Raw genomic sequence first — 18,230 nt, 5'->3', positions numbered from 1 at the left:
CAGGAAACCTATCCGGGCAACGCGAGGAGCCGCAACAGGGTTCCGCAGCGTGGTGGACTCTGCGGCATCTGTGCGCCGCCGCCTGAGCCGTCGCACCGGGATCGGTGTGGCGCGTGCCACGACACCTTCACGCGGCGCCTCACGCGGCCGATGAGGAGTCCATGAGCACCGCCGCCACCCCCGCGCGCGTGCTGGCGGCCGCCTGCACGCTCCTCGTCGTGTCGCTGGCCGCGTTCGCCGTCGGCGGCGAGCTCGTCGGGGCATTGACGGCGACGGCGCTGAACGTGCTCGTCGTGATCACCGTGCTGGCGCGGCTGGTCCGCGCCGAGGGCCGATCCAGGCTGCCGTACGCCCTGCTGCTCGTGGGCTTCGCCGCGCTGATCGGAGTCAACTGGCTGTGGCTCGCCACCGCGGCGTGGGGCGAGGGCCATTCCGCGCCCGCAGGGGTGCACGACGTGCTGCTCGGCATGGCGTACCTGTTCCTGCTGGGCGCGGCCCTGCTGGCGATCGCTCCGACCATCCGACGTGACCCTGGAAGCGTGCTTGACGCGTCGACGCTCGCGGTGGCGCTCGCGTCGGCGGCATGGGGCGCGGAGGTGGCTCCGGCGCTGCACGCCGCGAGCGCCCCGACGGGAGACCGCGTCTACGCGTTCCTCATCACGATGGCGCTGAGCGCGACGACCGGCATCATCGTCGGCGTGCGCTTCAACCGCGCCGTGCCGCGCGCCGGCCGCGCGTCGCTCGTGTACTTCGCGATCGCCGTGCTGGTGGCGGTGCTCGCCAACGGGCTGTCGAGCGCGTTGGTCGATCCGTTCACGGGCGTCGCACCCGTCTGGGTCGACGCACTGTGGCCGATCACCTACGTCGCCGCGTGGGCTGCGGTGGCGCATCCCGCGGGGCCGGAGGCCTTCCAGGTGGGTCCGCTCCACGTGAGCCGGCTCTCGGGCCGCAGGCTCGCCCTGCTGGGAGGCGCGCTGATCGCCACGCCGTTGATCGCGGTGGTCCGCGACCTGACGGGCAGCTACGTGGAGTGGCTGACGGGCACGCTCGCGCACCTGGTGGTCGTCGTCCTGGTGCTGGCGCGCGTGAGCCAGCTCGCCTCCGATCACAGGGACGCCGAGGCGCGGCTGCGGGTGCTCGCGGACGAGGACGGTCTCACGGGCCTCCCGAACAGACGCGCGGTGGACCATCACCTCGAGGCCGCGGTCGCACGGGTCGAGGCGGGGCGCGCGCCGGGGCTCGTCGTGTCCTTCATCGATCTGGACGGCTTCAAGCAGATCAACGACACCCGCGGGCATGCGGTGGGCGACGAGCTCCTGGTGGCCGTCGCGCGCCGGCTCGCCCGCATCTCGCGCTCGCGGGACGGCGACATGGTGGGCCGGCTCAGCGGCGACGAGTTCATCATGATCGCGGTCTGCGACCCGGCGGTCGCCTCCCACGGCATCGACGCGCGGATCCGGGGCGCTTTCACCGAGGGGTTCGCGCTGACCGACGGCACGGTGTCCATCCACGCGAGCATCGGCCTCGCGACCGCGCAGGCGGGCGAGAGGTGCACGGTCGACTCGCTGCTCACCCAGGCCGATCATCAGATGTACGCCGACAAGCGCAGCAAGCGGAGCACGGTCGAGACCTGACCGCTCAGCGGCCGAGCTCGACAGCTGCCTGCGCGACGAGCGCGTGCACGAACGCCTGGGGGATGTTCCCCCGCAGCTGTCGCTCCTCGGGGTCCCATTCCTCGGAGTACAGTCCCGCCACGGTGACGCAGCCGCGCACCCGTTCGAACCAGCGCACCGCCTCCTCGCGCCTGCCGAGGCGCACGAGCGCGAGCGCGAGCGTCGCCTCGCACAGCAGGAAGGCGCCCTCAGCCTCGCCCAAGGGGATCTCGCCGTGCCTGAAGCGGTATGCGTGGCCGTCATGCACCAGGTCGGCGAGCACGGCGTCGAGCGTGCGTGCGTTGACCTCCGCGCGGGCGTCCACGCCACCCCTGATCGCGGGCAGCAGCAGCGCCACATCCAGCCGTGCGTCGTCTGCCGCGCGTCCCCACCTGCCGTCCGGCGTCACGCACTCGTCGTCCACGCGCGCCTCGATGCTGCGCGCGAGCGCCCGCCACTCGCGCGCCGGCTCGGGCGGAGCCTCGTCGGCGATGGCCCGCAGCCCGGACACGCAGATGAGCCGCGAGTGGGTCCACCAGCGGTCCTCGAGCTCCCAGATGCCTGCGTCGGGCTCGTCCCATCGTGCCGCGATCGCGTCGGCGGCGATCCGCGCCGCCTCCCAGCCGGCATCGTCCAACCGCCCCGCGCGGGCCGCACGTGCGAAGAGGAGGAGCACCTCGCCGAACGCGTCGAGCTGGAACTGCGCGTTGGCGTGGTTGCCCGCGATCGGCGTGGCCCCGGGATATCCGGGCACGGGCAGCGGCCGCTCGTCAGGCACGGGCTCCCCGGTGACCGTGTACGCAGGCCGGAGGCTGGCACCGTCCGTTCGCAGGCGCGCGGCGATGAAGGCGACTGCGGAGTCGAGCAGCCTGTGCCCGCCGGCGGCCGAGTCCGCCAGGCCGGCGAAGCACTGGTCGCGCACCCACGCGTAGCGGTAGTCGTAGTTGCGGCTGCCCGCGAGCTGCTCGGGCAGGCCCGTGGTCGCTGCGGCCACCATCCCGCCGTGCCGGCTGGTGAGTCCGTGGGCGACGGCGTAGAAGCGCTCCACGTCCGCGTCCGCGGCGGTGCCCGTCACCTGGGGCACCACCTCGTGCCAGCGTGCACGTGTCGCGGCCCACAGCGCGTCGGCGTCGACCGGGCCCGACCGGGGCGAGGTGGACAGCTCCAGGACCACATCGACGCGACCGCCTGCCGGCACCTCCAGCAGCGCCGTGAGCTCACCGTCGGCGCTCATGACCGCGGAGGGAAGCCCCGTCACGCGCACATGCAGGTGGCCCGTACGCCACGTCCAGACGCCGTCGACGCAGGTCGCGCCGGTCGCGTCGTCCACGCCGAAGCCCGCGCGGGGCGCGAGAGAGACGTCCACCAGGTGCGGCGAGGCTCCGGTCGACTCGAGGCGTCGCAGCACGATCGCCGTGTCATCGTCGCCCGGGTATGCGAGCGCGTCGCTGCATTCGAACGGGCCGTCCGTGGTGGACCAGCGATGACGCCAGACGAGGCTGCGCGGCTCATACCTGCCGCCCCACACCCGCGGCGCAGACCTGGGTCGCACGGTGAACGCGCCTCTGCCGCCGAGCAGCCGTGAGAAGACCGCGTCCGAGTCCCAGCGAGGCGCGCACATCCACACGATCGCGCCGTCCGGCCCTATCACCATCCCCCGCTCGCCGTCGGCCCCGAACGCGTGGTCGCGCAGCGGCGAGGTGGGGATGTCACGTTCGGCCGCGTGCACCATCGTCGTCCTCCTCAGCGGTCGCATGCCGCCGACGCGGGGGCCGGCGTGGCGGTCGATCGCACCGCCACCAGGTGCAACGGGATCGGGGGCGCTCGTTATGCCCGCCCGGCGGTGCCGGTCAGCTCAGGCGCAGCCACTCGGACGCTGCCGCGGCGGACTCGGGAGCGACCCTTCCTCCGCGCGCGAAGTCGCCCCACACCTGCCGGATCGCGGTGCCGACGCGTCGGATGCGATCGGGGCTCTCGTGCCGCAGTCCCTCGGTGCGGACCCATGCGTCGGGATCGCCGAGCAGCACCGGGATGTCCATGCCATGGCCGTCCGCGATCGCCGAACCCGTCGCCTTCCAGCCGAGCAGGTACTGGACCGCGTTGCCTCCCGCCCGCCGATGCGCCTCGACGAAGCGCGCGGCGCCCTTCTCGTACACCGCCGCCTGCAGCGAGCCCGCGACCGCGTGCCGCACGGCGCCGCCGACCACGGGAGCCTGGAACGCCTTGCCCAGCGCGGGCAGCGCCGCGCCCACGACGACGCCCTCGTCGGACATGTGGCCCATCAGCAGGTCCACGTCGCGCGACGCAGCGGTCGCCGCGTCCCTTCCCGACTCGGGCGGCAGCGGGTACCGGCCCCACTGCGGCCCGTACGGCATCAGCCCCTTGAGCCCGTGCTTGCGGGACACCCGGTAGATCTCCGCGTTCGCGTGCAGGACGTCGTCGACGCTCATGGCGGTGTCCACGGGGTGGACGGCCTTGAGCATCGCGCGCTGCATCGCGCCTCGGCGGTCACCGATCCCGAGCGGCGCTGACTGCACGATGGCCCGGCGGAACAGTCCTCTTGCCTCCGGCACGGCCATGAGCGCGGTGATCGCGTCGCCGCCGGCGGACTGGCCCATCGCCGTGACGCGGGTGGGGTCGCCCCCGAACCCCTCGATGCAGGTGCGCACCCAGCGCAACGCCTCGATGATGTCCAGCAGTCCCAGGTTCGCGGGCGCGAAGCGGTCGTCTCCCAGCCAGCCGAGCAGTCCCAGCCGGTAGGTGACGGCGACGACGATCACCCGCTGCTCCCGCACCATCAGCGCAGGGTCGAAGCCCTCCAGGTCGCCGCCGCCCGTCAGGTAGCTGCCGCCGTGGATCCAGACGATCACGGGCAGCGGCTCGTCGCCCGCGCCCGCGGGCCAGGTCACCGAGACCCGCTGGCAGTGCTCGTCGACGCCCAGGCGGTCCACGTACCCGGGGCTGACGGACTCCATGAGGCCGTCCACCCTCTGCGGGCTCACCGGCGCGGGCGTCGCCGCGTCGAACGGACGCCTCCACGGCGCCACGGGCGATGGGCGCTGGAAGCGGTCGGCACTTGCGTACGGGACGCCGCGTGCGCGCCACAGGTCCCCGTCGCGGTGCGCGAGGATCGGACCCAGCGGCGTGTCCACCCGTCGAGCGGTGGCATCGGGCATGACGGAACCTCCCGGTTGCTCAGCGTTGATGACCCCTGCTGTCAGGTTACGCCTGCGCGGGAGGTTGCTCCTCGTCCGCGGGCTCCGACCGGTCGCGGGCGGACGCCACCGCCGCGACCGAGCCGACGGCGAGCACCCCCAGCACGAACGCGAACGGAATGGTCCAGCCGGACGTGCGCTCGTAGATGAGCCCTGCGAGGACCGGTCCTGTCGCCGCAGCCGTGTAGCCGGCCACCTGCACGCGGGTGGTGATCCTGCGGTTCTCGTCGACGTCGCGGGAGCGCAGCACCACGGACAGGAACAGCGCGGTGAAGAAGGCCCCCTGCGCGAGGCCTCCCACCGTGGTCCACAGCAGCCACCAGCCCGGTGCCGCAAGCAGGCCGAGCGGGAGCATCAGCCACCCTGCGGCGATCACGCCGAGCGTGCGCGGCTGGCTCCACCTCAACGGGCCCACGAGCACCGGCACCAGGAACGGGCCGATGATCCCTGCGGCCTGGAAGACCGACGACGCGACGCCTGCCCCTGCAGCGCCGAGCCCCTGCTCGTCCGCGAGCGCGAGCGGCAGCCACGCCGTCATCGAGAAGTAGGACACGGTGTGGCCGGCGAACGCGATCTGCAGCAGCCACACGAAGCGCCAGCGCCCGATCGCGCGCACAGGCGCGCCGGCGCGGCTCCCGCGCGTCATGCTCGGCGCAGCCTCCTCGAGTCCCGCGAGGCGCCGCACCTTGGCGCTGGCGCCCCGCACGCCGGGCGGGTAGACCACGATCCACAGCACCAGCGCCATCGCGCCGACGAGCACGCCCACCCAGGCCGACGCCCATCGCCAGCCCGTGACGAGCGCGATCGGCACCGCGGTCGCCGTGACGAACGCCACCATGATGTTGACGCTCGCGGAGTACGCGCTCATGAGCAGCGCGGCGCGATGCCTGAACTGCCGTCCGATCAGCATCGGCACGGCGATGTTCCCGATCGCGAGCGCCGCCCCGATGACGACGGTGCCCGCGAGCAGTCCGGCCAGCCCCGCGAACGAGCGCACCACGGAGCCGACGACGATGCCGCCGAGGCAGTACAGCATCCCGTGGTTGATGCCCACCCGCCCGAGCAGCCACGACGCCGCGGGGGTGAGCAGGCCGAAGCACAGCGCCGGGATCGACGTGAGCAGCCCGGCCGTCGGGGCGTCCAGATGGAGCTCCGCCTGGATGTCGGACACGAGGGGGGCGACGACCGCGATCGGCGCGCGCAGCACCGTCGCGGCGAAGAGGAGGACACCCACGGGGACGAGCCCCCACCACCATGCTCGTGACCACCGCGGCCGCATCCGGTGCCCTCCCTCGACTGACGCCCGCCGTGCGCGGCGCGCCCTGCCGGGCGGTGCCAGGGCCGCGTTCAGCCTACGCGCGCATCCGACACACCCTTGTCACCTGGTCATGACAGAATCCGCGTATGCCAGGTACCAACCTCACCCGCGCCGAGGCCGAGGCCCGCGCCGCCGTCGTCACCACCGACGGCTACGACATCGAGCTCGATCTCACCACCTCCGAGACGACGTTCCGGTCCACCTCCACCGTCCGCTTCTCCGCCACCCCCGGGGAGTCGACGTTCATCGACCTGATCGCGCCCTCGGTGCTGAGCATCACCCTGAACGGGCAGCCGCTGGATCCCGCCGCGCACTTCGTGGACAGCCGCATCTCCCTGCCCGGCCTCGCGGCACAGAACGAGCTGACCGTCGTCGCCGACTGCGCGTACATGAACACGGGCGAGGGCCTGCACCGCTTCGTCGACCCAGAGGATGGGGAGGTGTACCTGTACTCGCAGTTCGAGGTGGCGGACACGCGACGCGTCTTCGCGGTCTTCGAGCAGCCGGACCTCAAGGCGTCGTTCACGTTCACGGTGACGGCCCCCGCGCACTGGCACGTGCTGTCCAACTCTCCTTCGACGAAGGAGGCGGCCGACGGGACGATCGAGATCGCGGGCACGTCGCGCGACGTCGCGCGCTGGTCCTTCTCCCCCACCACCCGCATCCCGTGCTACGTGACCGCGATCGTCGCAGGCCCGTACCACGAGGTCCAGGGCTCGGTGGAGTCCCGCAAGGGCACGCTGAGCGCGAATGTGTACTGCCGCAAGGCGCTCGCGGAGTTCCTGGACGCGGACGTGATCCTGGACGACACCCAGAAGGGCTTCTCGTTCTACGAGGAGAAGTTCCAGATGGACTACCCGTTCGAGAAGTACGACCAGATCTTCGTGCCCGAGTTCAACGCGGGCGCCATGGAGAACGCGGGCTGCGTCACGTTCCTCGAGGACTACGTGTTCCGTTCCAAGACCGCGCAGGCGCGCGTGGAGCGGCGCACCATCACCGTGCTGCACGAGCTGGCGCACATGTGGTTCGGCGACCTGGTCACCATGCGCTGGTGGAACGACCTGTGGCTCAACGAGTCGTTCGCGGAGTTCATGTCCACCCTGTGCGCCGCTGAGGCCACCAGGTACTCCGACGCGTGGGTCACGTTCAACTCTCTCGAGAAGTCGTGGGCCTACCGTCAGGACCAGCTGCCCTCGACCCACCCGATCATGGCCGAGATCCGCGATCTCGAGGACGTCGAGGTCAACTTCGACGGCATCACGTACGCGAAGGGCGCGTCGGTCCTGCGCCAGCTGGTCGCCTACGTGGGCCAGGACGAGTTCTTCGCCGGAGTCCAGGAGTACTTCCGCAAGCACCACCACTCGAACGCCGTGCTCACGGACCTGCTGGTCGAGCTCGAGGCCGCCTCGGGACGCGACCTGTCCGCGTGGTCGGACGTGTGGCTGCAGAAGGCCGGCGTCACCACGCTCCGCCCCGTGATCGAGGAGGACAGCAACGGCGAGATCGCCGCGTTCTCCGTGCTGCAGGAGGTCCCCGCGGAGTGGCCCACGCAGCGACCGCACCGTGTCGGCATCGGCGCCTACGACGTCGTCTCGGACGACGCGGGCGAGGCGACGCTCAAGCGCACCGCCTATGTCGAGGTCGACGTCGACGGCCCGCGCACCGAGATCCCGGCGCTCGTGGGCATCCGCCGTCCGGCGCTCATCCTGGTGAACGACGGCGACCTCGCGTACGCGAAGGTCCGCCTGGACGACGTGTCGCTCGCCACCGCCGTCAAGCACGTCGGCGCCTTCACGGACGCGATGCCCCGCTCCATGGTGCTGTCCGCCGCGTGGGACATGACCCGCGACGGGGAGATGCCCGCACGCCGGTTCGCCGACCTGGTCCTCGGCTGCATCGCCACCGAGGACCAGTCCACCGTGGTGCTGACGCTGCTGCGCCAGCTCGACACGGCGCTGTCGCTGTACGTAGCCCCGTCCGCCTCGGAGGAGGCGACGCGGTCCGCCGCCGCCACGCTCTGGTCGCTCGCGTTGGGAGCCGAGGCCGGGTCCGACAACCAGCTGCAGTTCGTGCGAGCCTTCGCATCGTTGGCCACCGACGACGTCCAGCTCGACACGCTGCAGGCGCTGATCGACGGCAAGGCGACGCTCGAGGGCCTGCCTCTCGACGCCGACCTCACGTGGGATCTGCTGACGGCGCTCGCCGCAGGCGGCCGGGTGGGCGAGCTGGCGATCGAGCTGCAGCTCAGCAACGACGCGACGGCATCCGGCCAGCGCCGCGCCGCCACGGCTCGCGCCGCCGTCGCCACCCCCGAGGCAAAGCAGGCCACGTGGGACGCGCTCGTGAACGCTGCCGAGGGCGAGGACATGCCGAACGCGTTGCAGTTCGCCGCGACCGCAGGCTTCTCCACGGTGCACGACACCACCCTGCTGGAGCCCTTCGTGGACCAGTACTTCGCGATGCTGCGTCGCATCTACTCGGACAAGACGAACGAGATGGCGACCAACCTCATCGAGGGCCTCTACCCCGTCGAGCTCGCGGGGCGCGTGCCCGACCTGCAGGACAAGGCCTTCGCATGGATCGAGGCCAACGCCGACGCGCACGACGCGCTGAAGCGCCTGGTACGCGAAGGGAGCGACGGCGTGCGCCGCGCGCTTGTGAACCAGGCGGCAGACGCGGCGTACGAGGGCTGATCCGCATCACGCGCGATCGCCCAGCACGCTGCTGGGCGCGCCACGAGGGCCGGGACCTGACATGGGTCCCGGCCCTCGTGCTGTCACGGCCGGACCGGGTGGGTGGCGGAGAATCCGGAAAGGACCACCACGCCCAGCCCGACCGCTGCGCGGCGGGCCTCAGCTCCTCAGCGCCGCAGCAGGCCTGTGCTCCTCCCTGCTAGTTCACCGAGTCGTCCGCGATGATCTGCGTGGACTCGTTGCAGTACGTGACCGCGTTGTTGTAGTCGTCCGCCGGCCGCACGACCTTCCAGTAGAAGGTGTCGTTCGGCGTGAGCGACGTGATGGTGACACCCGTGGCGGTCGCCGCCTGGTTGCCGGTGAGGTCCACGGTCTCCTCGCCTACCGGTGAGCCGCTGCATGCGGAGTCGGTGTAGAGGCCGAACGTGACCTGTGTCGGAGCGTTCGGTGCGCCCGACCGCACCCCGGTGAAGGTCACCGAGTCGTGCAGGACCCACGACTGCGCGGTGGTGGCCCCCGGCGACGCGGGCTGCGCCGTGTTGGTCACGGTGCAGGTGCCGCTGCCGCCGAGTCCGAGCGAGATGGCGCTGCAGTCGCTGTAGGTGACGTAGTAGACGACGCCGCCCTTGGTGATCTGCCAGTGGTCGGTGACCCACACGGCGCCGTCCTCGGTCACGTCGTAGGTTCCGACGTTCAGCGGAGAGAACTCCGTGGACCCGGTGAGGGTGGTGCCGTCATCGTTGACGAAGGACTGGCTTCCGATGGTCGCCGGCGTCGAGTCCTTGAGCGTCACGGAGAAGTCCGCGGCCGCTGCCGCGCCTCCGGCGTGGTTGTCGACCACCTTGTCCACCGTGAGCGCTGCAGGATCGTCGGTGTTGACGATGGTGCACGAGGCCGTGCCGCCCGCAGGGACGACGACGTCCACGCAGTCGGAGTTGTCCTCGGTGTAGCCCGTGGCGACCGTGCTCTCCTGGGCGGTGTAGGTGCCTGCCGGGAGGGTGAGCGACTTCACGCCGTCCTCGTTGTCGAGGTCGGCGGCGTCAGGATCCCACGAGTAGGTGCCCACGTGGCCGACCAGCGCGAAGGCGAAGTCGGCGTACGTGGCCGAGCCTCCATTGTCGTTCTGGACGTCCTTGTACACCGTGAGCGTGCCTGCGCGCTCCTTGTTGGTGATGACGCATGCCGTGGTCTTTCCGACGTCCACCGGGAAGTAGGTCGCGGTGGAGAGGTCGATGGGGCTGCCGCCCTCAGGCGTGCAGATGATGCTGACGAGCTCGGTGGAGGTCACGGTGTCCGTGCCCGCCCCGATCAGCTCGGTCAGCGTGTAGTCGGTGCCTGCGATGAGCCTCGTCTCCGTCACTGCCGTCCCTGCTGCCCCGTTGGCGCCGGGCACGACGTACCCGGTGTCGTCGTTGGCAGGGTTGCCTGTGCTCGTGTCGGCCGCGTAGCGCATGTCCGCGCCCGCACGATCGAGCGTGTACTGGTAGGTGTCGTCGTAGGTGTGCGAGGAGTTCAGGACCTTGGAGATCGTGACAGAGCCGCAGTTGGAGATGGCCGTCGTGGCCGTCAGGTCTGCGAGCACGACGTCCTTGTAGTCCGCGTTGTCGGAGTTGCCCGTCAGCGTGCTCGGGATGATGTTGCCGATGCTCGTGCACCGCTGGGCACCACCGAAGACGGCCTGCGTCAGGTTCACCGCCATCTCGACGTAGCCGGTCGCGGTGTTGACGCCACCGTCCCCATGGTCGGCGGGGATGGCCGTGAGAGGGCCGAGCGTGAGCGCCCCGCCGCCTGCGTCCTGCCACACGCGGTAGCCCAGGCTGACCCCGTTGCCCTGGTAGTCGGCGACGATGAAGAAGTCGCCGGCCTGCCGGTTGGCCCAGGGGTTGCAGTGGGCGATCAGGTAGGAGTTCGGTTGCGAGTAGTCGCATCCGGCGGGAGCCGGGTCGGACATGAACTCCCACGCCGACTGCCCGGTCGTGAACGACTCGATGGTGAAGGCGAAGTAGCCCCATACGTCGCCGTTGACGGTCGCGGAGTCGATGCGGATCTGGGTGAAGTCGGTGCCTGCGTTCGGGTTCGTGTAGTCGAGCACCGGCAGGGGCGTCGTGTTGATGGTCTGGAGCTTGTAGACGTTGCCGTTCTTGGGCCCGAGCTCCTTCGAGTTCCCGGACAGGTCAGGCACGGTCTGGATGGTGGCGTTGGTGTCGGCGACGCCGTCGGTCGGGTTCCACGGCAACGTGGGCAGCGCCGCCTGGGCTGGCACGGCCACGAGGATGGCGGCGAGGAGGGACGCGGCGGCGAGCAGGCCGATGCGCCCCTTCATGGGGATGGTTCTGGTATTCACGGTGGGTTCCCCTCAGCTGGAGAGCTGGCTAGGTGTGGGCACACCTCTCCATGCGCGGGCGCGCCGTCGGCACCCGTCCCCCTTCGACGACGACCTGTGCAGGTGTGCCGAATGAGCCGCCTCAGATGTATGTACGACGGTGTGACATATCTCACACTGAGGACGACTGCTTCAGTGTCGCACCGGCGGTCAGCCGCAGCAATCGGTGCGGACGCGACGCGGGGAGATCGCGCTCAAACCTGGGGTGACGCGTCACCGATCATGGCTGGGACGTGGCCGACCCGAGTCGTCGAGCTCCCGGCGCTCGTCGCGTGGAAGACTTCTTCCCATGCCTGGTCTGAACCTCACCAAGACGGAGGCCGCGGAGCGCGCGGCCGTCATCACGCAGGCCGCCTACGCGGTCGAGCTCGACTTCACGCTCCCGGGCGACGAGTTCCGATCACGCACCACCCTGAGCTTCGTCGCAGCGCCCGGCACGTCGACCTTCCTGGACCTGGTCCCCACCTCCGTCACCGGCATCCAGATCGACGGCGTCCAGGTCGACCCCGCCGCGGTGATCTCCGACGGCCGCGTTGCCCTCGACGAGGTCGACGGTCCGACCACCGTCGTCGTGGAGGCGCTCATGCCTTACCGCAACGACGGGCAGGGCGTCCACCGCTTCGTCGATCCGGAGACGCACGAGACGTACCTGTACACGCAGTTCGCAGCCAACGACGCGCGCAGCGCGTTCGCCTGCTTCGACCAGCCCGACATCAAGGGCACCTTCACCTTCGCCGTCGACGCCCCCGCGCACTGGGTCGTCGTCTCCAACTCGCCGACCCCCGAGCCGACGCTCGTCGCCGGGGCCAGCACGACCGTCGCACCGTCGGGAGCGGTCGGCGTCAACCGCTGGGTCTTCGCTCAGACCGATCCACTGCCGTGCTACGTCGCCGCCGTCATGGCGGGCCCCTACGCGTACGCGGACGGCATGCTCGTCTCCACCAAGGGCGGGATCCCGGCACGCGTGTACGGCCGGGCCCAGCTCGCCGACCACCTCGACGCGGCGGAGCTCCTCGCCACCGTCCAGGCGGGGCTGGAGCTGTACGAGGACGTCTTCGCAACGCCGTACCCGTACGAGAAGTACGACCAGCTGTTCGTCCCCGAGTACAACCTCGGCGCCATGGAGAACGTCGGCGCCGTCACGATCTCCGAGGACCGGCTGCTGTTCCGTTCGCGCCCCTCGGAGGGCGAGCGGGAGAACCGCCTCAACGTGGTGCTGCACGAGCTCGCGCACATGTGGTTCGGCAACCTGGTGACGATGCGGTGGTGGGACGACCTGTGGCTCAACGAGTCCTTCGCAGAGTTCATCGGCACGTGGGCCACAGAGAACGTCACCGACTTCAGGGACTCGTGGGTGACGTTCGGCGCCAACAGGAAGTCCGTGGCGTACGTGCAGGACCAGCTGCCGACCACGCACGCGATCGTCACCGAGGTGCCCGACACCGAGGCCACGGTCTCCGCATTCGACATGATCACCTACGCCAAGGGCGCGTCGGCGCTCAAGCAGCTCGCGGCCTACGTGGGCGAGCCGGCGTTCTTCGGAGGCGTCGCCTCGTATGTGAAGCGGTACGCGTACGGCAACGCGACGCTCGCGGAGTTCCTCGCCGAGGTCGAGAGGTCCGCAGGGCGCGACCTGTCCACCTGGGCGCACGCGTGGCTCGAGACGCCGGGCGTCCCGACTCTCAGCGCCGAGGTCGTGGAGGCCCCGGACGGCACCGTCGCGTCCCTGGACATCATCGAGACCCCTGCCGCAGCATTCCCCGTCGCACACCCGCATCGCCTCACGGTCGCGGGCTACACCCACGCCGACGGCGCGTTCACGCGCGCATGGGAGGCGGACGCATCGGTCGAGGACGGGTCGATCGCGGTGCCCGAGGCCGTCGGAAGGTCCCTCCCCGACCTCCTGCTCGTCAACGACGCCGACCGCACCTACGCCAAGCTGGTGCTGACCGAGACGTCGGTGGCCACCGCGGTGGCGCACATCGGCGATCTCACCGAGGCGAGACCGCAGGCGATCGTGCTCGACGCGCTGTGGCACATGTGCCGTGACGGCCAGCTGCCCGCGGCACGCTACATCGACGCCGCGCTCACCGCGCTGCCCGTCATGGCCAACTCGACCGCTGCGGAGTCGCACGCACGCACGCTCGTCACCGCGCTCCACCGCTTCGTGCCGCCGGCCGACGCGCCGCGGCTCGCCGAGGATGCGGCGGAACGGCTGTGGACCGCGGTGGAGCACGCGGCGCCGTCGTCAGACCTGCAGCTCCAGCTGCTCAAGGCGTACGCGCAGGTTGCGCACACCTCGGACCAGGCCGCACGCCTCGCGGCGCTGCTCGACGGCAGCTCCGCGCTGCCGGGCCTGACGATCGACACCGACCTGGCGTGGGCGCTGGTCCAGTCGCTCGCCGCCGCAGGCGCGATCGATGCCGCAGGCATCGACGCCCATCTGGCCACGGACGACACGGCCGCGGGACGCCGCCGCGCGGCGGGCGCCAAGGCGGCGATCGGCACCGTCGACGCCAAGCGCGCCGCGTGGGACGCGCTCGCCCACCCGGACGGCGCCGCATTGAACAACGCGACCCAGTACGAGGTGGGCCTGGGCCTCGCGCGCGTCACCGACCCTGCAGTGCTCGCACCTGTCGCCGACGCCCTCCTCGAGGACCTGCTCGACTACTACCTGGCCAACGAGGGCTTCGTCGGAGCTCGCGTCGCCCGCTACGTCCTCCCCGTCTCACTCGCCGGTCGCGTGCCAGGCATCGACGCGAAGGTGCAGGCATGGCTGGAGACGCACCCGGAAGCACCATCGGTCCTGCGCAAGGTCGTGGTGGAGAGCCTGGATGAGATGAGGCGCGCGCTCGAGGCGCAGCAGGCCTGACCGCGGACGCCCAGCGCGTCGGCCGACCCCCATCAACCGTCCGACGCACCGAGCGGTCACGGGCGCTGTCCACCGCCACCGTAACGACGTGCGGCGCCGCGGCGCTGTGACATGCATCACACCTGGCAAGGAAACCGGGTTGATCGACACAGATTCGGACCGATCCGGGACCCACGTCCCCACGTGACGGGCTAGCTGCGCGCCGTCTTGAGCCGGGTCACGAGCCGTCGGACGCGGGGGTGGTCGAACAGGTCGTCGAGCAGCACCGGCACGCCGTTGGAGTCGGTGAGAGGAATCTGCCAGTTCGGATACTCGGTGAACGTGCCCGGCTGGTTCTGCGTCCGCATGTCCCCCACCAGATCGGTGACCGCGATCGCGCACAGCAGCGCAGGAGTGTGCAGCACCAGGGTGTGCATGCCCGCCAGCACGTCCTCATCCGAGTGCTCGACCGGAAGCCAGCCGCGCTCGTCCAGGTACCGGGTCAGGTCGGCCACCTCGCGTCGTCCCTGCTCACGCATCCGCTCCACGTCACCGACGAGCAGCCCCAGCTCCTCCGGCACATCCAGGTCGGTGCCTGCCAGGTATGACGCAGTGGGCGGGTGATCGTGCGTCGTGACCGCGACCAGCACATCCTCGCGGTAGTCCTCGGGCGCGAGCGGGTGGCCGTCGCGCCACTCGAAGCGCTGGACCACCGTGCCCAGAAGCCCCCGCTCGTTGAGGTAGGCCATCACCCAGGGCTCGACGGTGCCCAGGTCCTCGCCGATCACGATCGCGCCGGCACGCTGCGCCTCGAGCGCGACGATGCCGATCAGCGCCTCATGATCCACATGCACATACGCTCCGTCGTCCGCCTGATGCCCGTCCGGCACCCACCACTGGCGGAACAGGCCGAGCACGTGATCGATCCGGAGCGCACCAGCGCTGGCGACGGCGGCGCGCACGAGGTCGCGGAACGGCAGGTACGCGGCGGCCTCCATCGCACGGGGATTCCACGGCGGCAGCGCCCAGTTCTGACCCTTCTGGTTGAACGCGTCAGGAGGAGCTCCGATACCGACCCCTCGCGCAAGGACCGCCTGAAGCGCCCATGCGTCCGCGCCCTCGGGATGCACGCCGACCGCGAGATCGGTCATGACGCCGATCATCATGCCTGCCTCACGTGCTCTGGACTGGGCACGGGCCAGCTGCTCCTGCGCGATCCACTGCAGCCACGCGTAGAACATGATGCGGTCAGGGTGCTGCTCGCGCCACTGCGCGACCTCCTGCGAATGAGGCTTGGCCATCTCCGCGGGCCACGGCACGCCTCGGTGCGCCTCCGCGAGCGCGCACCAGGTGGCGAAGTCCTCGAGCGCCCGACCCTCGCGGATGCAGTACGCCTCGAACTGTGCGTCGCGCCCGATCGACCGCGTCGCCTTGAACACGTGCTCGAGCGCGGCCTTCTTCGCCCGCCACGCACCGTCGCGATCCAGCAGCGCATCCGTCGCGTCCACCCTGCGCGGCCGCTCGGACTCCCACTCGAGCACCGCGCGCTGCTGGCTCGGCAGGTACGCGACCTCGGGGATGTCCTCCACGCGGATGTAGGTGGCGTTCAGGTAGCGCCGCGACGACGGGCTGTACGGCGAGTTCGAGATCGGCGGCACGGGCTCGCAGGCGTGCAACGGGTTGACCAGCACGAAGTCCGCACCGGCGCGCACCTTCGCGAGCGCGCACAGATCGCCCAGGTCGGCGAAGTCGCCCAGGCCCCACGACCGGGTGGAGCGCAACGAGTACAGCTGCGTGTGAAGGCCGTACGGCCTCGCCTCGCGCACCTCCTGCGGGATCTCGATGCGGCGAGGAGTGACGACGACCCAGCCCTTGCCGCGCATGCCGGTCGTGACGCCCTCGATCCGATGCCACCCCAACGGAAGGTCGCCGGGCAGGCGGAACGACGCACGGCCGATCCGGCGGCCGGCGACGTCGCGGGGCGGGACGTAGACGTCCACCTGCTCCAGGTCACGGTGCTCGCCGGTCTCCAGCGTGAGCGACGCCGCGGCGGGCTCACCGTCGGGCACGTGCACAGGGATCACCGCGTCGGCACCCTCGCGCAGCACCGTGACCGCGGGCACCAGCCGGGCCCATCGCAGGTCCTCGAGCCGCCCGAGCGCCTCGCGGCACCTGTCATCGTCCGACCCGTCGACGCCCATCGCTGCGAGGACGGCACGGATCGCGGCCGCGGAGCTGGTCTTGTGCTCGCCCGATGCGGCGGTGTAGTCGAGCGCCACGCCACAGGCCCGCGCCAGCTCCTGCAGGGCGGACGAGGGGCTTTCGTGGACGGCGGCGCCAGATTCGGTCACGTCGTCCATCCTGCCATCCTGCGCGCGAGCGGCACAGGGCGTCGGCGCCGACTCGCCGTGCCCGATCCACTGGTTACTGTAGTGAGCGTGGTGATTCCCGGAATGCTTGCCCTCCTGCCCGTGCCGACGTCCACGACGCCGGAGCCCTCCGTCACGCCGCTGCCCGGCAGCGAGACGGTGGACCAGTGGTCGAGCTACTTCGAACGGACCTTCGGGTCCGGCTGGGGCAACCTCGCGTTCATCGGCGTCATGATCGTGCTCGGGCTCCTGCTCTGGGCCGCAGGTCGCTGGGTGATCACCCTCGTGACCCGGTCCATCGAGGAGGGCCTGCCGCTCACCGAGCGGAAGGCACGATCCGCGCTCAAGAGAGCACGCATCAGCATCCCGCTCAACGACACGCTCGACGCACGGTTGGAGCGCGAGCGCCGCAAGCAGCGCGCCCGCACCATCCGCATCGTCCTCAACTCCACGCTCGCGGTGCTGATCATCACCACCGTGACGCTGATCGTGCTTGCCCAGATCGGCATCTCGATCGCGCCGCTGCTGGCCTCCGCGGGAATCGTCGGCGTGGCGCTCGGCTTCGGCGCCCAGTCGCTGGTGAAGGACCTGATCGCGGGCGTCTTCATGCTGGTCGAGGACCAGTACGGGGTGGGCGACATCATCGACGTGGGCGAGGCGTCCGGCGTGGTCGAGGAGATCGGCCTGCGCTCCGTCAGGCTCAGGTCGGTGGACGGCACCATGTGGTACGTCCCGAACGGGAACATCACCCGGGTGGGCAACATGACCCGCCTGTGGTCGCGCGCCATGCTGGAGATCAAGCTCGGATACGACACCGACCTTGACGAGGCGCGCGAGGCGATGCTGGCCGCTGTCGAGGCCGCACGCAAGGCCGACGAGCACATCGACAGCTCCATCCTGTCGGAGCCCGAGGTGCCCGGGATCGAGTCGTTCGACTACGACTCCGTCACCGTCCGCCTCCTGATCCAGGTGCAGCCCGCCACCCAATGGGACGTCATGCGCGCGCTGCGGCGCGAGATCCGCCGGGAGTTCGCGCAGCGCGGCATCGCCATGTCCCTGCCGCACCAGGGCTTCAAGCTGTCCCAGCCCGCGCCGGCAGACCTCCGCGCGGCAGCCTCTCCCACGCACGCCGACCCCGCCCACGAGCCCGGCCTCGACGAGAGGACCCGCAGCGGCTCCGTCGTCCGCGGTGACGAAGGCGACGTGGAAGGCGAGGGGGACGAGTGAGCGACGCGACCACGCCGGCGCCCGGGATGAGGGTGGGTGCAGGACCGGTGGCCGACGAGGGCCAGAGCTTCTTCGACGCGGTGGGCGGACACCCGACCTTCGCACGCATCGTCGTGAGGTTCTACGAAGGCGTGAGGGACGACGACATCCTGCGACCCATGTACCCCGAGCACGACATGGAGGGCGCGGTACAGCGCCTCACCATGTTCCTCGAGCAGTACTGGGGAGGGCCCGGCACCTACTCCGAGCAGCGAGGACACCCGCGTCTGCGCATGCGGCACCAGCCCTTCCACGTCAACCCGGAGGCGCGCGACCGGTGGATCCTCCACATGCGCGCCGCCGTCGCCGAGGCGGGCCTCGCGCCGCTGCACACCGCTACCCTCATGGACTACCTCGAGCGCGCGGCGCACTCGATGGTGAACACGTTCGACGAGACCCCGCGACCGTGACCTCGTCCTGCGGGGCCATCGCCCGCACGCGACGCGCAGCCGTGCCACGGAACCTTCGACACCTGCGGATAGT

At 70.8% G+C, this 18,230-nt stretch carries 10 protein-coding genes; 5 read left to right on the top strand and 5 right to left on the bottom strand.

Going from position 1 to position 18,230, the window contains the following annotated elements:
- Positions 1-161 precede the first annotated feature (161 nt).
- The gene (locus tag RN607_RS04140) at positions 162-1,634 is read left to right on the top strand and encodes a diguanylate cyclase domain-containing protein (RefSeq protein WP_313544529.1); all 1,473 of its coding nucleotides are present in this window, start codon (positions 162-164) and stop codon (positions 1,632-1,634) included.
- A 4-nt stretch (positions 1,635-1,638) separates the two neighbouring features.
- Here RN607_RS04140 and RN607_RS04135 read toward each other — a convergent pair whose 3' ends face one another.
- The 3 genes from RN607_RS04135 to RN607_RS04125 all read right to left on the bottom strand — a co-directional run bounded on the left by RN607_RS04135 (position 1,639) and on the right by RN607_RS04125 (position 6,101).
- A complete protein-coding gene (locus RN607_RS04135) occupies positions 1,639-3,384 on the bottom strand; it encodes a glycoside hydrolase family 15 protein (protein ID WP_313544527.1) in 1,746 nt (581 codons plus the stop codon).
- Between the two features lie 118 nt (positions 3,385-3,502).
- Entirely contained in the window at positions 3,503-4,828 is a 1,326-nt protein-coding gene (locus tag RN607_RS04130; protein WP_313544525.1) for a carboxylesterase family protein, read from the bottom strand.
- Between the two features lie 46 nt (positions 4,829-4,874).
- Positions 4,875-6,101 (bottom strand): MFS transporter, encoded by a 1,227-nt coding sequence (locus RN607_RS04125; RefSeq protein ID WP_313544523.1) that lies wholly within the window; start codon positions 6,099-6,101, stop codon positions 4,875-4,877.
- A gap of 170 nt (positions 6,102-6,271) precedes the next feature.
- Between RN607_RS04125 and pepN (RN607_RS04120) the strand changes: the two genes are divergently transcribed.
- Positions 6,272-8,878: an aminopeptidase N gene (gene pepN / locus RN607_RS04120; protein WP_313544521.1), complete on the top strand. Its 2,607-nt coding sequence runs from the start codon at positions 6,272-6,274 to the stop codon at positions 8,876-8,878.
- Positions 8,879-9,077: 199 nt separating this feature from the next.
- Here pepN (RN607_RS04120) and RN607_RS04115 read toward each other — a convergent pair whose 3' ends face one another.
- Positions 9,078-11,222, bottom strand: a complete 2,145-nt coding sequence (locus tag RN607_RS04115) for a hypothetical protein (protein WP_313544519.1) — start codon at positions 11,220-11,222, stop codon at positions 9,078-9,080.
- Positions 11,223-11,550: 328 nt separating this feature from the next.
- On the opposite strand from RN607_RS04115, the gene pepN (RN607_RS04110) reads away from it, so the two are divergent.
- On the top strand, positions 11,551-14,133 hold the full coding sequence (gene pepN, locus RN607_RS04110; RefSeq protein WP_313544516.1) for an aminopeptidase N: 2,583 nt from the start codon (positions 11,551-11,553) through the stop codon (positions 14,131-14,133).
- Positions 14,134-14,324: 191 nt separating this feature from the next.
- Here the strand turns inward: pepN (RN607_RS04110) and malQ are convergent, their stop codons facing one another.
- Complete coding sequence (gene malQ / locus RN607_RS04105; RefSeq protein ID WP_313544515.1) at positions 14,325-16,472, bottom strand: 4-alpha-glucanotransferase; 2,148 nt, start codon at positions 16,470-16,472, stop codon at positions 14,325-14,327.
- A gap of 78 nt (positions 16,473-16,550) precedes the next feature.
- On the opposite strand from malQ, the gene RN607_RS04100 reads away from it, so the two are divergent.
- Positions 16,551-17,708 carry a mechanosensitive ion channel family protein gene (locus RN607_RS04100; protein WP_313544514.1) on the top strand — a complete coding sequence of 386 codons (1,158 nt, stop codon included), beginning with the start codon at positions 16,551-16,553 and terminating at the stop codon, positions 17,706-17,708.
- 26 nt (positions 17,709-17,734) lie between these two features.
- Complete coding sequence (locus RN607_RS04095) at positions 17,735-18,157, top strand: globin (RefSeq protein ID WP_313545392.1); 423 nt, start codon at positions 17,735-17,737, stop codon at positions 18,155-18,157.
- The last annotated feature ends 73 nt before the right edge of the window (positions 18,158-18,230 follow it).

It is taken from the genome of Demequina capsici, from assembly GCF_032102965.1.
GTDB lineage: Bacteria > Actinomycetota > Actinomycetes > Actinomycetales > Demequinaceae > Demequina > Demequina capsici.
Note: the sequence above shows the minus strand (reverse complement) of the source record. Positions and strands in the feature narration are given on the sequence as shown.